This is a genomic window from Burkholderia cenocepacia (genome assembly GCF_900446215.1).
GTDB classification, from domain to species: Bacteria; Pseudomonadota; Gammaproteobacteria; order Burkholderiales; family Burkholderiaceae; genus Burkholderia; species Burkholderia cenocepacia.
On record NZ_UAQZ01000017.1, the window covers coordinates 395,260 to 409,611 of the forward strand.

Below are 14,352 nucleotides of genomic sequence, written 5' to 3' on the forward strand. Positions count from 1 at the left end.
GCCATGAACACTCTGGACGAAAGACTGAAAAAGAATCCCCCCGACGTTGAGCGGTTCAATATCGATTTGCCACGGCAGATGAAAGCCGACCTCAAGGCATACGCCAAAGCTCGGGGCGTCACTGTCGCAAGAGTATTGCGAACAATGATCGAAATGAGCATCTACCAACAACGTGCAGAAGCACAAAACCCAGACCAACAATAAGAAAAGCCCCGCATCGGTTGGAGCCGAGTACGGGGCAAGGAGAAAGAAACATGAATAACTGCACCACTAAAATTAGCGAAAACGCACAGGTAATACCGATTGATCGCAGCTTTGACTTCGATGATTTTGACGCTACCGCATGGGAAGCCAAGCACGGAAGACCGCACGCAGGAACAGCCCTTCTAAAAAAGATCGTCAACGATATTAAGAGCAAGGCGGAAACGGGCTACCTGCCGTTGGACTCGAAGATTGATAACCCCCAATGGCCGGACAAAAGCGGCGAGAACGGCGCTCCCATCAACACATGGCAGAACCTGCAATGGATGCTGAACCAATACGGCGTCAAGGCGCGCTACAACGTCGTAAGCAAGGATGTGGACGTAACGCTACCGGGAATCGACTTCGGCCCGGATGCATCGGCAAACTGTGTGTTGACGGAACTGAGCACGATTTGCGCTCGGAACAAGATGCCGAAATCTGAGTTGGCCGAGCAAATCAAACTGATCGGTGTACGCAACCAGTTCAACCCCGCACAAGAATTTATCGAATCGAAGCCTTGGGACGGTGTTAGCCGCTTGCCCGATCTATACGCAACGCTCAAGACCGCGCCGGGTTACGACCGCTCCAACATGGAAATGCTGGTGCGTCGCTGGCTTATCTCTGCCGTTGCCGCAGTATTGAAGCCTACGGGATTTTGGAGCAAGGGCGTCTTGGTCCTACAGGGTCCGCAGTCGCTTGGTAAAACGGCGTGGATCAAATCGCTATTCCCGGAGGAACAGCGCGGCTTGGTCAAGATCGGGGCCAGCTTGGACCCCAGCAATAAGGACAGTGTATCGAGTGCGATTGGACACTGGATCGTTGAGCTAGGGGAACTGGACGGTACGTTCCGTAAGGCGGACATTGCTAAGCTGAAGGCGTTCATATCTCAGGACGTGGACATGCTGCGCCGCCCGTATGACCGGTTGGAGTCGCGCTATCAGCGGCGCACGGTGTTTTTCGCATCGGTCAACCCGGAAAAATTCTTGGCGGACGAAACCGGTAACGTGCGGTGGTGGACGGTTGCGGTAACGGACGTGAACTATCAGCACGGCATCGACGTTCAACAGCTTTGGGCCGAAGTCGCAACGCTATTTGATGCAGGCGAACGCTGGTGGTTGGAGCGCGACGAAGAACGGAAGCTTGCCGAAGTCAACGCGGAACACGAAAACGTTGATCCGCTGGAAGAATTGATTCTGTCCCGGTTCGATTGGAACGTGGCAGGCGCAGCGCGAGCAATGACGGCGACAGAGGTTCTAATCGAAGTTGGCATGCCTCCGAGCAAAACACTGAGCACGCAATGCAGTGTCATTCTGAAGAAGCTGACCGGCAAGGATGCCCGCAAGTCTAACAACCGTAGAGTGTTCGCACTTCCCCCAACGCGCGGCGGGTCCGGATTCTAAGCGCGTGCGGGCAGCGTAAAAGCAAACAGGGACCAGCGTGGTCCCTGCTAAAAAACGCTGGTCCCTGCCTCAAAGCCTTATCCAGCAAGGGTTTCCGGCTAAAAGGGACCAAGGGACCAAGAAAAAAAAGAAAAATGGGGGCAGTAAAAAGCAGACTAGATGCAGGTCTGTATTCCACTGCCTACCCTATATATAGGAAATGCTGGTCCCTCTGGTCCCTCATTCCCGGAAATCCTTATCCAGCAAGGGTTTCAGCAGGGACAAGGCTGGTCCCTGCCTGAATCGCTGGTCCCTGCGCCCTGTCTGCCGTCGTGCACAGAAAAATATTTTCTGCCAATCCTCGCTTTCCACTCCGAAATCCTCAATTTTAGGAGTGAGACGATAAAGCACGCAGTAAATAGCGTGTGCGGAAATTAATTAAGGAAATTCCCATGACAGAGAAGAAAGCACGGGGCCGACAGATTCATGTCGAAATGCCCTCCGACGAATACGACTTGTTCAAGGCGCTCGCGAAGGAACAGGATTTGTCGCTACAGCAACTTGTCCGTCGATGCATCCGGGCATACATAGAGCAAGGCAGCGCCTATCAAGATACACATCCGAATCTGAAGATTGTTCCAGAGGAAATTTTCACACCCGATTACGCGGACGATCTTTTATCCGACGGTACGCACGGAACAATAATGAAGACCACTGAATTTGAATCAGCAATCGCGCGACTGCTGCGAATGACAAGCTTGAATCGCACGGCTCTTATCCATGATCTTCAATATGCGAAGTTGGTCGATACTGTAACCGTAACTCATTTGAATTTAGAACCCGGAACGGCCGGTAATACGTTAGAAATTTCGGTGACCGCCCACCGCGACTTGAAGGAACAACAATGACGCTGGCAGAACTCGAAGCCCTACACACGAAACAGCTTGGAATTCTGTCAACGCGGGGATTACGAAATTCACTCGTTACCGTATCTCAGATGATGGATACATGGATAGAGATACAACGCTTGCGCGTTGAGCCGATTTATCGACCTCGGAGAAAACAATGATTAAACGACTGCATGCTCATCCGGTCGGCAATCTCGCGCTATCCGTCGTGATCGCCGCCACCCTGCTCGCCTCAATTATTGCGTGCCTGCCAAACCTGCACTAACGTGCACTTAGATTTACAGACTCACAAATTATCTTAGTGAAGCAAAATTATGAACAATGGCCTACTTTCATTCGATCACGATGGCGCAACCATTCGCACACTAACTGTGGAAGGCGAACCATATTTTGTAGCCCGCGATGTTGCCGAAATACTCGGTTACTCCAACTACCGCGATGCGATTGCACGTCATTGTAAGGGCGTCGTGAAACACGACACCCCTACCGTGGGAGGAATGCAGGAACTAACTTACATCCCCGAACGTGACGTTTACCGATTGGTGATGCGCTCCAAGCTTCCGGGCGCTGAACGTTTCGAAGAATGGGTTGTAGGCACTGTATTGCCATCGATCCGCAAGAGCGGTTCCTATGCAGTTCAACCGGCTTTCGAAACCCCGAGGACACTTGTAGAGGCTCTACGGCTCGCAGCGGACCTTGAAGAAAAGCGTGCAGCGTTAGAGGTTGAGAACAAGCATCAGGCGCAATTGATCGAGTATCACAAACCGGACGTGCAGTTTGCAGAAGCTATGCGCGCATCTGAGGACTTGGTAGATATTCCTACAGTTGCCAAGACACTTTCAAAGATAAAGCCGATTGGACCTATCCAGCTTGCGCGTGCGCTGAAAGAATGCGGAATTTTCCGAAAAGACCATAAAGAAAATCTGCCTATGCAGAAGTTTGTTAATGCGGGGTTCTTCACTGTGATTCCGTCAACTTGGACCGCTCCGGACGGCGCAGTTAAAACGCATTACAAAGTGATGGTGACAGGCGCAGGTTTGCAGCCGCTAACGGATTGGTACGTGAAGTACATCGAAACTCTCCCGCCCACACTCAGCAAGAAGCGCAAATAATGAGAAGCGATTTTACTTAGACTTAATCAAAATCCACATGAAGAAGGCGCAGCAAGAGCAACAAACGGAAAAGCTGCGCCGACTTATCCAGCAACTTACTAGCTCGGAAGTATTCGCAATAATGCGCACATGTTCCGAACGCCTCAGATAGATTCACATAATTAGATGAACAGACTCAAAACTCATAGAGACATTCCCATGATTAACGAAACATCCTTTTACGCCATCCTCCCCGACGCGCCAGAATGGGACGACCTCCCGCTTGCAACCGATCCTGTATCCGATGACAACGAATTGCGTACGGACGCGCTCCGGGACAGTTTCAAGAGCTTCCAAGACGGCCCGTCCTTTAATCTACATCGGAGCATGATGACGGGCAATGCGACGCCCTCAATGCTTCGGGACGCCGTGCGCCGTCTGTCTAACATGCTCGAAGTCTCCGGAGAGGTGGGCGACTATCGAACAGAGGCGGAGATTGTGCGAACGCTCACGAACCTAACAATGGTCGCGCAGAAAACAATCTATGAATAAGGATGCTAAAGGCACCCTTCCCCGCAAATTAATCTAATCGAGCAACGACCTGTTTCTGAGTGTGTTTTCATGGGCGTTACTTACCGCACCTGTGTTGATCACGCGAAGATACTCATCCTGATCTTTCAGAATTTCGTCTCGTAACAGTCCACGCTCATGCAGTGACACGTAGAGAGCAGCCGCGTACGCCTGACAGTTAATCGAGCGCTCAGGATTAAACGCATGTCAGAGAATGCGCGATAAGTCAAAACAATCTTGGCAAGTTCTGGTTGCCTATGCAGAGCGTTGATGTACAACCAATCATAGAACGCCGTCCGGGGTTGAAGCGGCCATTCTTTGCCATACCATTGAAATCTAATCATCCTGCCAAATTGTGTAAGGCGAGGATCGCGCTTTGCGTCAATTGACTTGGCATTGAGAAGGTCCGTAAATGGGCCTCCGCGCTCAAATACTTTGCTCGCTTGATAGGCGCACTCAAGACTGTATTCCCGGCGTGGCGTCTTTATCATCAGATTGAACGCGCTCAACTTGACGCCATACTCATCCTTGGACTTGCTGGAAATCTCTAACACTCTATCGACGTGCAGTCGCTCCTTCGCCGTCTGGTGGAGCGAATCGATTGACTTCTGAGCTTGGCTCTTTGCCATGCCGGGAAACCATTGGAACTCCACAAGCTCCGTCGAGACGAGCAAGGGGCCACTAAGGGACGGGATAAATATCGGGCGTGTTGCCATGTCTATGCCTGCTGTGGCTTCCAGTGAGCGTAGTCGCTACGGGCCGAATAGAACTCTTCATGCCGCACCACGTGAAGACCCGGATGCAATGCCTCAACTTGAGCTTTCATCATGTCGTTTTGTACGGCGACCCCCAAGAAGTACGCCGCTGGAACGCCGTCCAACATCAATACCTCCGCCTGTGGGTTGGTCGGAAACTGGTCTGCAAGATGCAGGTTCGCGCGGACTTTATCATCAAAGTCCCCATACATGGCTTGGAACGCAGGCAACCCGGTTCGCTGGTCGAGGGGGATAGCCGATACCCTGCCTGCCGCCGCATTTGTAATGCAAAACGCACATCGCAATTTCCAAAGCGCGGATGGGTCAATTCCGACGACTACCCAATTCTCGCCCCGATTTTCTTGGCGATAACGGTAGAACATTCTGTAGTTCGGAAAACCGATGGACACACATACCGCGTCAGTACGATCAAGCCTATATTGATCGTTCACAGCACCAATAACATTCCGGCCATCCAGCCGATTACGACATACCAACCCGTGCGCAAGGATCGACGCGAGGTTAGAGAGTCTAGTGAAATGCACCAAATACTTGATACCTCTTTCGGCCGCAAACTCTTGTATTGTTCTTGCTACCATCATGCCCCCGAGCATATTTGGTCTGAATATTTTTGCTTTCAGTGCCTAATATACCTCAGTTGACAACCTTACTACCTAACAGTCGCGTTCTTCGGTTCGCTCCCAAGATCATGCCGAGTCCCTTGTTGCGTCTAATATCTCCATCATCGTCCCTGCGTTGCGCTGCGCCACATCCCGATAGCAATTGTTGAACGTCACATGAATATTAGCCGAACGGTCCGCGATTTCCGCAATGGGTCGCGCAAGCTCGCGTAGCTCGTCGTCCCCATACTCGTAATTGAACCGTTCGGCCGCTGACTCTGCCCCGCTCCAGGTCGAAACGTTGCGGCCATGCAGACGCACAATCGCCAGTTCGGGAGAAGTCACCTCCCAGACCGTATGTGCGCGCTTCGTTACGCCTTCCGGTGCGTCAACGATGACATGCACGATGCCGCGTTCACGCTCCATCGCAAGCGTGGATTCCCGGTTCTTGTCATTGAACCAGCTTTCATGTCGGAATTCGAACGCCGTCAGGAGCGGATGCATCCGTTCCGCGCAGTGCTCAACGTGCGCTATCGACTTCGGCACCGCAGTTACCCAATGCGGAAACTGGAACAGCACGGCACCGAGCTTGCCCGCGTCATGCAGGGGGCGTAGCGCCTCAAAGAAGCGCGACCATAGTTCCTCGACAATCGGCGGCGGAACGTCTTTGTAGTACAGGTTCTTTTTGCCTGTATCCGGTAGTTCCTTCTGTAGATCCTTGGGGAAAAACTTGGGCTCCGTCTGGTGGCCCGTAAACAGCCTGAACGCCTTGAGGTCAAACACAAACCCCTCGGGCGTCCGCTCGACCCATAGCGCGCTGTTCGTGGCGCTCGGCATCGCATAGTAGGAGGAATCCACCTCGACCACGGGAAACACGCTCGCGTAGTACCTCAAGCGGGCTTCCGGGGTGTTACAGCCGGGAGGGTAAAAGGCTCCGGACTCGATCAGCGTTTTGTCCGTCCAAGACGCCGTACCTACGAGAATCGCCATGCTCGCCTCCGCTCAGATGCCGCGACAGCCACACGCGGGGATTTTCGCCGTCCCCAATTCTTCCGGTTGACAGCCTCATCTTAGCGCGCGATAGACTGTATATTTATACAGTGGTTGTGCGTCATGAGCAACGACGGCTGCGGTCGCGGCCTATTTCTAGACAGGATCGGTGATCGCACCTGTTGGGTTTGCGAGCATTGGGGCGGCGTCGCGTTCTGCGACGGGTCGCACGCCATATGCAAACATCCAACGTACGAAGGCGTCGTAGCGCGGCCACGGGCCGGGTGCGCGTTCTGGACCCGCGCAATTGGTCTGGACGATCTCACCACGGAAGCTTGCGACCAGCTCGCACATCAATTCGCACGGCCGACCCGGTACACCAACGGCCCGAAATGAAAACGCCCCGCACGGTGGCGGGGCGTCGTCTTACTGCTGGATCAAGTATTCGGCTTCGTGACCGGCCAGCCAACCGGGCGCGCGGCCCTTACCGGACCAAACCCGGCCGTCCGGGTGCCGATACTTCGCAGGCAGGCGGGCAACCATCTTGCCGCGCTTGCGCGACGTGCGAAAGAACTCACCGAGATTGAAGCGCTCGCCCAACATCTTCACGACCTCGACCGCGAACGGCTCGCCAAGCTGATCCGCGAGTGTCGCGACCGTCTGCAAACCCTCCGTCCGCGCTTCGGCCTGCGCCGCTTCAATTCGTGCCGCAAGTTCTTCTTGCTGTTTCAGCAGTTCTGCCAGTTTCGACATAGGTTCCTCAATAGTTAGGCACTTTGTGCCATATGGCCTTTCTTCGAGTTAGCCCGGAAATCCGGGTTATTTCGCGCATACACCGCTTATTGCTCGGTTATCTCGCCGCGCATTGCGACGCGTGAGTAGAACTTTATCAGACCTCGTATCCAACAAGCAATACGCCTACTCCCCCCCATAAGACGTGAGACTCAGGGGCAGACTATCGCGGATCAATATACAAAGACGTTAAACACTATGAAGACAATTAAACCACTCAAGCCACACGAAGCCTTTCTGCGCGAGTGCCTTGATTACGATCCGGAAACCGGAATTCTGAGTTGGAAAAAGCAGCGCCCCGCACATCACTTTAAGACCATCCGGGGTAGCAAGATTTGGCACGCGAAGTTTGCCGGAAAGCCTGCGGGAACCAAACAGGGACGCGACGACAGGCTACAGCTTCATTTCAGCACCATCAAACTAGATCCATACGTGACACGCGTGATTTGGCTGTTGGCAACGGGAAACGATCCGCTCGATATGGTAATCGACCATATCAACGGCAATCCAGATGACAACCGACTCATCAATCTAAGGCTTGCCACGCCAGAACAGAACGTCCACAACAGCAAAACCTACGCGAATAACAAGACCGGATACAAGGGCGTCGAGCGCACCCCTTGGGGATTCCGCGTGACCATGCGGACCAAACGAGTCTATTTCAACAAATCGTATCCGACGCTAGACGAAGCCGTTGCAGCACGTCAAAAGCTGGAGCGTATGCATTGGGGCCAGTACTCCCGCGAAGCCTCTAACGCAATCGCGGCAGCACTCGCATAAATATTTTCGAACAATTCCGTAAATATCGTGAGAAGTATCTAATTTGATCTTGTGCAGGGACAATTTGGGTCTTTCCCGCACTTTACCTCGCTAGGGTAATTTCAAATCGCCGCGCTTTCGATGCTGGCATATGGCCCGTGATTCGAATGCCGCAGGCACAGGGCTTTTCCCGGTTTCCTCCCTACCCCCAAGAAATCGGCCTAATTCTTAACTTGGGCGGGTCTGACCATTTGTCGATCCGCCCATAATTTATTCTGGAGCAATCCACTATGGCAACGACTCAAGTAGCCGAAGCAATGCCGGAGCCTACAGAGGATGTGACCGCCGATCCTGTCGCCCACAACGCGGCGACTGAGGCCGAGACAGCCGTACCGCCTGCCCCGGACCTCGAATCCGCAAACGAACCCGCTCCCTCCGTGACAAGTACGTTTGCCTGCGTCCATCCGACAATCAGTCTCCGCACCGCTACGGACAAGCTCAACGGTGCCGAGCCAATTATCGACGTACAGACAGAAATCGTGGTTCGATACGCGGACGGCAACGTAAGCCGGGTATCGGTGGCACACACCCAACATGCAGCAGGAACCAATACCGCGCGAATTGCGGACGCACTATCGCAAGTGACCGCGGATTCCGTAATTCGCTGCCTCGCAAATTAACACTCACCTTCCCCTGATCGCTCACGGGAGGGTTTTTGCGTTTGGGCGCTCACTATGACGACGTACATACAACATCAAAATCGTGCGCTCGCCATTGCTCCGACACGGGATCAAACCAGCCTCGCCATATTGCAACTTGACGCCGATATTGAGGTGGGTTCCGACAACGGCCCACCGTTTGCGCTAGACGCTCACAAATGGTCCATCCTCCATATGGGGGCGCTCACCAATCCGATTACCAATCTGCGTGAGATATCGATGCAGTCTCAAAAGTTCTACGCGGAACTTTCAGATTTGGTAATCAAGTACAGACCAGATGGACTGGCGGCATGCAATTTGATCAATAACGACTGTGTAAGCGCGATGATCGGGATTATGTCCGTCATGCCCTCATCGACGTTCGCCACAACGCGGGGATTGGTATTCCCGGTAAACAATTCCACGTATGTAAAACCTCATATCGATGAGCGCGTGGAGTTTTCGCCGCTCTACCTCTGCCCCGTCCGTCAAGAGAACGCCATTTTAATAGCATCGCACGCGCTCCAAGCTGGCGCGCACAAACGTTTTGGGCTGGAAATTCCTCACATCGTTCCTAGGGAGTTGAAAGCCCTGATAAGGAACTACCATGACACTAATAAAAAAGGAGCTTCCCGAGCCGGAAAACGTGCAGAAAGGGTCACTCGGACCACGCGCAACGCCAATTCCCGATGAAGCAAATCTAAGAATCACACTCGAAAAAGATACCGAAACCGGCGAAAACAAGAAACTGACATTCCAAGAGGAAACGCTCTGCTTGGAATTCGCCAAAGATAATAACTGGATTCGCGCATGCAAACGCGCAGGTCTGAAAACCTCAACAGACTTGCGCATGCAACCGCATATCCGGAAGCGGCTGGAGGAATTGCACGCGCTCAAGACAGCACGCCATGCAATCGAAGCCGAGGCGATCACCAACTACCTGTTTAACGTAGTCACGGCCGATCCTAACGAATTGGCCGAAGTCGTTACCGGAGCCTGCCGGTACTGCTGGGGTTACGACATTTCGCACCTTGCCAAGCACGGCGAATACAAGATCAACCACCACTACCAGTTTCGGACCAAGGACGAGCAAAAGCGCGTCAAGGAAGCGAACAACGGGAAATACCCGAACGGTAACGGCGGAATCGGATACACCAAGGATCGTGCACCTAACCCGGAATGCCCGTATTGCGATGGTCGGGGTGAAACGAGCTATATCGTCAAAGACACGAATACGTTCTCAAACGCCCGCTTCCTTATCAAGGGTCTAAAGATTCAAAACGGCCAGATTGAAGTACAGACACACGACAAGCTCAAAGCGGCCGACATGCTGCTACGGACTTTGGGCGCGTACGAGGCCGACAATAAGCAGAAAAGTACGGGGTTCACGATTCAGGGCGGAATTGATGCAGAAACCATCAAGCTAATTCAGGCAGGCGCACAGGATCGTGAAGTAGAAGTAAGACAGTTTGCTGATGACCGATTGTCCGGAATCAAAGCACGCTTGATCGAAGGTGCCGACGATGAGTCAGACAATCAAACTCCCTAATTTACGGCCGGATCAATGGGGAATCGCGTTTTCTGATCATCAGTGGAATGTAGTACGTTGCGGGCGACGGTACGGAAAGTCATACATCCTGCGCTATCTGGCAGGTGACGCCTTACTTAAAGGACAACTGGTAGGGGTCTACGCCCCTCAATTCGCTACCCTGACAAAAACATATAACGAAATCTACGGCGATATTGAGCCCGTCGTAACAGGGTCGAACAAGGGACACTTGATCGAATCCAAAGTAACGGGCGGCGGGATAGATTTTTGGTCACTCGAATCCGGCCTATTCGGACGTGGACGTGAATATGACCTGCTGCTTTTTGACGAAACAGCGTTCACCAAGGACGGCACGCTAGAAATCTACAGAGACGCAATCTCACCCGTTGTTGCGACGCGCCCCGGCTTCCGCATGTTTTCGTTTTCGACACCCCTTGTTATGGACTTGTCGAACTTCTTTTATGCCCTCCATGAGCATAAAGACTATAAGTGGAATCCAAAAATCGGCGCAGATAACTATGAGCGGTTCAAAGTGCATCACCGGCCGTCATGGTGCAATCCCCTTGTAGATGACAAATGGTTGCGCGGTGAATATAGAAAACGCTCTGCTCTTTCATGGCGTCAGGAAATCGAAGGCGAGTTCGTAGATTGGTCTGGCATTTCATTATTCCCGAACCTAAACAAACCTGTCGATCCACACCCCCGCTATGACGCGGTATTTGCTGTCATTGATACCGCGATGAAATCCGGTATCGAACACGACGGAACCGCGTGCATGTGGCTCGGCTACTCAGACGTATTCGGCCCTGACAATCTACACATACTAGATTGGGAAGTGACAAGCCTTGACGCCTCCGGTCAATACGACTGGCTGAAACGCATTCTCAACCACGGCGAAGCTTTGGCCCGACACTACAAGAGCCACCAAGGGTTCACTGTAGCTTACATCGAAGACAAACAATCCGGGATCGTATTACTACAGCAAGGTAAAGAGTCTGGGCTTCCCGTCGAGGCCATTAATAGCAAATTTACGGCCTTGGGTAAAGATGAGCGCATGCGCATTTGCGTTGATCCAGTGCATGCCAACCGCGTCAAGTTTGTCCACGAATCGTTTAACAAATTAGTGGAATTCAAGAACGAATCGAAAAATCACGCACTTAAGCAAATTCTTTCTTACCGCATTGGCGACAAGGAAGCGTACAAACGCGCCGATGATTTGGCCGACTGCTTCGCATATTCCGTGATTCAAACCCTCGTCCCTGAATTATCCAATAAAAATAATTAAGGACATTTTATGTCTGCACCATCATTCGCTGCTGCGGATACTCAGGCGTCCGGCCAGCCCGACAATTGCGTTGATGGGTTTGAGCCTCAACGTAATACGCAGCTATACAACAACCTCGTCAACGAGGTTATCGAGCCGGGTACGGGCCTCTCCTACCAACTGGCAAAGCAAATCTACCTTGAGCACCCTATGGGGCAGCGCGCGGTAGATAACGTCATCAATCTGGCATTCAGCCAAGAGCGCACTATCTCCGGTGTCCCTGAGGACGCGAAGAAGGCGTTTAAGAGCGCGTGGGCCGCTGCACGGGCAGACACCGCCATCAAGAATTGCGCGCGTCACGCACGTATCTACGGCTTGGGAACGCTCGTAGACCTCGGACAAGGGACGTTCAAAATCTACGATCCGCTGCTCACGGCCGGTTCGATGGTCGGCAACATCAGCGAGCCGCTAGCGCGGGACTTCCTGACGCCCAACGACCCGGTTGTTCGAGACTTCAAATTCACGCCTCAGAACTCCGTCGTCGCGTTCAACGGCACGCCGATCTACCTGGCCTACGCCCAATCCGCGTTCGGGTACACGGGCCGCTCCGTCTACTACAACATGCTTCCCCAGCTCGCCGCGTTCCTCGTCTCTATGGAGGTGGACGCGCTGGTACTGAAGAAGTCGGGCGTACTGGTCGCCAAGACGAAACCCGTAGGCGCAGCAGCAAACCGCGCGTCTCATTGGTGGCAGCGCAAGAAGGCGTCGGACGTTAAGCGCTCCCTCAACGGGAACGTCCTAGCGATCGAGACTGACGAGGATATCTCTACGCTCAACATGGCGAACACGGCCGACGCCATGACGACCGCACGCAACAACGTCATTAGCAACATTGCTACCGCCCTAGACGCACCGGCAGTCATCCTGCAAAACGACGTGCTGACAAACGGATTCGGGGAAGGTAAGGAAGACTCCAAGGTTATCGCGAACTTCGTAGAACGCTACCGTAACGAGATTGAGCATATCTTTGAGTTCATGATTCCGCGCATACAGGAATTGGCGTGGACAGAAGAATGGTATGCCTCTTTCGTCATGGCGAATCCGTCATATGCGTCGATCAGCTTCCAGTCAGCCACGAACCATTGGCGCAACAACTTTGAATATAAATGGCCCAATTATCTGACTGAGCCTGACAAAGAAAAGCGTGAAGGACAAGAACGCATTTTCAACGCATACAAGACACTCTACGAAACTTTGCAAGCGGGTGTGCAGAATCCAGAAACCAGACGTGCATTGGCTCAGTCGATTGTTGACCTGACGAACAATGACGATATGGCGCAGCTTCTGCCGCAGCCTATTGATATTCAATTCACAGAGGAAGACTTTGCGACGCCTGCACCAACGGAATTCCGTGGTTCAGAACGCGTATCAGAGGACTTGCCCGACGACGAAGCCGCAGGGACGCAGATAGCTTCAAATCAGAAGGTATAAATTATGGCGTGGAAATCCACAATCACAAATATTATGAAACAGTTTGCGGATAGTCCACGCTCCACCAACGACCTCGCCCTTGCTGTTTCCCAAATACGTGAACTACTCAAGCAATCCCCCGACGACGCAATAGAAATACAAGAGCGCGTTCGGGCCACACTGAAAAAGATTCACGATAAAGAGCTAAAAAATCAACCTCCCTCACCCACTGGAACATTCGCCCGTGCACGCGTAGCTCAGTCAGCACAGCAATTACTAGACGAGAAAATCGTACAGTCACTGTCGCTCATCGAACTCAACCGCACAAAGTCTGTAGAAACGACCGTACAACGGTTCGTAGGTTGGGCGTCATCCCTGCCTCCTAAACTCACTGTAGACCATCCTCGACAGGTCATTGAGAAGGTCGAAAAAGGCTTCAGAATCGTTGAAAAAAGCCCGCTTGAGATTAAAAGAGAGCAAGAAAGGCTACGTGAAGCGGGTATAAACCGGAAGGTCAAGACCCATAAGCGCGTGCGGACTTACTCGACCCGATACGTCCAAGCCCCGCCCGGACCTGAGAAAACCGAATCCATCGCGATGAGAAAACTGCGTGCGGATCGGGACAACATCAGCAAGGCGGCAGAGAAAGCCCTTGCCAGATATGAGGCGCAGCGGGTCGTACAGGATCAAAGTCACAAGTTAGCGGCCGGTATTGCCGAGACAATCGCAATCAACAATCAGGCGCTCGGATTCGTGTGGGAACACCACTGGTCTAAACACCCCCGCGAAGACCATGAAAAACGCGATGGGATAGTCTATCTCTATCGTGATTCGCCAATTATTCAGACCGCTCACAGCAAGGGATGGATTCGAAATTCATCCATCGAATACGTTGAGGACTTGCCCGAGATACCCGGACAGGAAATCAACTGCCGCTGTTCCACCTCGTATATCTACAGCCTGTCCGCCCTATATCGAAAAGCGCCCTACATGTTCACTCAGAAATACGTGGACGCCCGCGCTCAGATTGCTTGACCTAGGCAACTATCCCGCCCCGCTCTGATGCGCCGATACAACGCAGTTTAGTAAGCATTTTGTAATTCCATCGATCTGCACTGACTTTTTATAGCTGCTCGACATTGACAGATTAACCGGCTTATGCAGGTCGGCCATTTTACTTTACATAATGGGCGCTAACGATTTTTCGGGGGCCAAATCACCCATTTTCGAGGTGACTAACACAAATTCGGGCTTTTGGACGGAA

General features: G+C 52.6%; 14 protein-coding genes and 1 pseudogene. 11 read left to right on the forward strand and 4 right to left on the reverse strand.

Annotation, left to right across the window (positions count from 1 at the left end; all coding sequences use genetic code 11):
* Positions 1–3: 3 nt before the first annotated feature.
* The 5 genes from DTA15_RS38415 to DTA15_RS36355 all read left to right on the forward strand — a co-directional run bounded on the left by DTA15_RS38415 (position 4) and on the right by DTA15_RS36355 (position 4,173).
* Positions 4–204, forward strand: coding sequence for a hypothetical protein (locus DTA15_RS38415; RefSeq protein ID WP_012493409.1), 201 nt, complete (start codon positions 4–6; stop codon positions 202–204).
* Between the two features lie 50 nt (positions 205–254).
* Positions 255–1,643, forward strand: a complete 1,389-nt coding sequence (locus tag DTA15_RS36345; protein ID WP_006483913.1) for a VapE domain-containing protein — start codon at positions 255–257, stop codon at positions 1,641–1,643.
* Positions 1,644–2,074: 431 nt separating this feature from the next.
* The gene (locus DTA15_RS38420) at positions 2,075–2,530 is read left to right on the forward strand and encodes a hypothetical protein (protein ID WP_006494034.1); all 456 of its coding nucleotides are present in this window, start codon (positions 2,075–2,077) and stop codon (positions 2,528–2,530) included.
* A 314-nt stretch (positions 2,531–2,844) separates the two neighbouring features.
* Positions 2,845–3,642: a phage antirepressor KilAC domain-containing protein gene (locus tag DTA15_RS36350; RefSeq protein ID WP_012493412.1), complete on the forward strand. Its 798-nt coding sequence runs from the start codon at positions 2,845–2,847 to the stop codon at positions 3,640–3,642.
* Between the two features lie 198 nt (positions 3,643–3,840).
* Positions 3,841–4,173, forward strand: coding sequence for a hypothetical protein (locus tag DTA15_RS36355; RefSeq protein WP_012493413.1), 333 nt, complete (start codon positions 3,841–3,843; stop codon positions 4,171–4,173).
* Between the two features lie 33 nt (positions 4,174–4,206).
* Here DTA15_RS36355 and DTA15_RS36360 read toward each other — a convergent pair.
* The 4 genes and pseudogenes from DTA15_RS36360 to DTA15_RS36375 all read right to left on the reverse strand — a co-directional run bounded on the left by DTA15_RS36360 (position 4,207) and on the right by DTA15_RS36375 (position 7,309).
* Positions 4,207–4,907 (reverse strand): annotated as a pseudogene (locus DTA15_RS36360) (DarT1-associated NADAR antitoxin family protein).
* 2 nt (positions 4,908–4,909) lie between these two features.
* Positions 4,910–5,560, reverse strand: a complete 651-nt coding sequence (locus DTA15_RS36365) for a DarT ssDNA thymidine ADP-ribosyltransferase family protein (protein ID WP_012493415.1) — start codon at positions 5,558–5,560, stop codon at positions 4,910–4,912.
* Positions 5,561–5,653: 93 nt separating this feature from the next.
* Positions 5,654–6,556: a DUF72 domain-containing protein gene (locus DTA15_RS36370; protein ID WP_006483937.1), complete on the reverse strand. Its 903-nt coding sequence runs from the start codon at positions 6,554–6,556 to the stop codon at positions 5,654–5,656.
* 426 nt (positions 6,557–6,982) lie between these two features.
* The gene (locus tag DTA15_RS36375) at positions 6,983–7,309 is read right to left on the reverse strand and encodes an H-NS histone family protein (RefSeq protein ID WP_006483924.1); all 327 of its coding nucleotides are present in this window, start codon (positions 7,307–7,309) and stop codon (positions 6,983–6,985) included.
* Positions 7,310–7,546: 237 nt separating this feature from the next.
* Between DTA15_RS36375 and DTA15_RS36380 the strand changes: the two genes are divergently transcribed.
* The 6 genes from DTA15_RS36380 (at position 7,547) to DTA15_RS39350 (ending at position 14,123) form a co-directional block, all read left to right on the forward strand.
* Positions 7,547–8,128 (forward strand): HNH endonuclease, encoded by a 582-nt coding sequence (locus tag DTA15_RS36380; protein ID WP_012493416.1) that lies wholly within the window; start codon positions 7,547–7,549, stop codon positions 8,126–8,128.
* Between the two features lie 713 nt (positions 8,129–8,841).
* Positions 8,842–9,498 carry a hypothetical protein gene (locus DTA15_RS38425; protein WP_012493418.1) on the forward strand — a complete coding sequence of 219 codons (657 nt, stop codon included), beginning with the start codon at positions 8,842–8,844 and terminating at the stop codon, positions 9,496–9,498.
* Complete coding sequence (locus DTA15_RS36385) at positions 9,413–10,354, forward strand: terminase small subunit (RefSeq protein ID WP_006483923.1); 942 nt, start codon at positions 9,413–9,415, stop codon at positions 10,352–10,354. Before DTA15_RS38425 ends, DTA15_RS36385 begins: the two co-directional genes overlap by 86 nt.
* Positions 10,329–11,639, forward strand: coding sequence for a putative phage terminase large subunit (locus DTA15_RS39345; protein ID WP_012493420.1), 1,311 nt, complete (start codon positions 10,329–10,331; stop codon positions 11,637–11,639). Before DTA15_RS36385 ends, DTA15_RS39345 begins: the two co-directional genes overlap by 26 nt.
* 9 nt (positions 11,640–11,648) lie before the next feature.
* The gene (locus DTA15_RS36395; protein WP_006483920.1) at positions 11,649–13,109 is read left to right on the forward strand and encodes a hypothetical protein; all 1,461 of its coding nucleotides are present in this window, start codon (positions 11,649–11,651) and stop codon (positions 13,107–13,109) included.
* Between the two features lie 3 nt (positions 13,110–13,112).
* Positions 13,113–14,123, forward strand: coding sequence for a hypothetical protein (locus tag DTA15_RS39350; RefSeq protein WP_012493421.1), 1,011 nt, complete (start codon positions 13,113–13,115; stop codon positions 14,121–14,123).
* Positions 14,124–14,352 lie beyond the last annotated feature (229 nt).

Excerpts from the sequence above, each read along its gene's own strand:
- DTA15_RS36350 (WP_012493412.1), top strand. The coding sequence starts at position 2,845 with ATGAACAATGGCCTACTTTCATTCGATCACGATGGCGCAACCATTCGC.
- DTA15_RS36370 (WP_006483937.1), bottom strand. The coding sequence starts at position 6,556 with ATGGCGATTCTCGTAGGTACGGCGTCTTGGACGGACAAAACGCTGATC.
- DTA15_RS38425 (WP_012493418.1), top strand. The coding sequence starts at position 8,842 with ATGACGACGTACATACAACATCAAAATCGTGCGCTCGCCATTGCTCCG.
- DTA15_RS36380 (WP_012493416.1), top strand. The coding sequence starts at position 7,547 with ATGAAGACAATTAAACCACTCAAGCCACACGAAGCCTTTCTGCGCGAG.
- DTA15_RS36385 (WP_006483923.1), top strand. The coding sequence starts at position 9,413 with ATGACACTAATAAAAAAGGAGCTTCCCGAGCCGGAAAACGTGCAGAAA.
- DTA15_RS36375 (WP_006483924.1), bottom strand. The coding sequence starts at position 7,309 with ATGTCGAAACTGGCAGAACTGCTGAAACAGCAAGAAGAACTTGCGGCA.
- DTA15_RS39345 (WP_012493420.1), top strand. The coding sequence starts at position 10,329 with ATGAGTCAGACAATCAAACTCCCTAATTTACGGCCGGATCAATGGGGA.
- DTA15_RS39350 (WP_012493421.1), top strand. The coding sequence starts at position 13,113 with ATGGCGTGGAAATCCACAATCACAAATATTATGAAACAGTTTGCGGAT.
- DTA15_RS36395 (WP_006483920.1), top strand. The coding sequence starts at position 11,649 with ATGTCTGCACCATCATTCGCTGCTGCGGATACTCAGGCGTCCGGCCAG.
- DTA15_RS38420 (WP_006494034.1), top strand. The coding sequence starts at position 2,075 with ATGACAGAGAAGAAAGCACGGGGCCGACAGATTCATGTCGAAATGCCC.
- DTA15_RS36365 (WP_012493415.1), bottom strand. The coding sequence starts at position 5,560 with ATGCTCGGGGGCATGATGGTAGCAAGAACAATACAAGAGTTTGCGGCC.
- DTA15_RS36345 (WP_006483913.1), top strand. The coding sequence starts at position 255 with ATGAATAACTGCACCACTAAAATTAGCGAAAACGCACAGGTAATACCG.
- DTA15_RS36355 (WP_012493413.1), top strand. The coding sequence starts at position 3,841 with ATGATTAACGAAACATCCTTTTACGCCATCCTCCCCGACGCGCCAGAA.
- DTA15_RS38415 (WP_012493409.1), top strand. The coding sequence starts at position 4 with ATGAACACTCTGGACGAAAGACTGAAAAAGAATCCCCCCGACGTTGAG.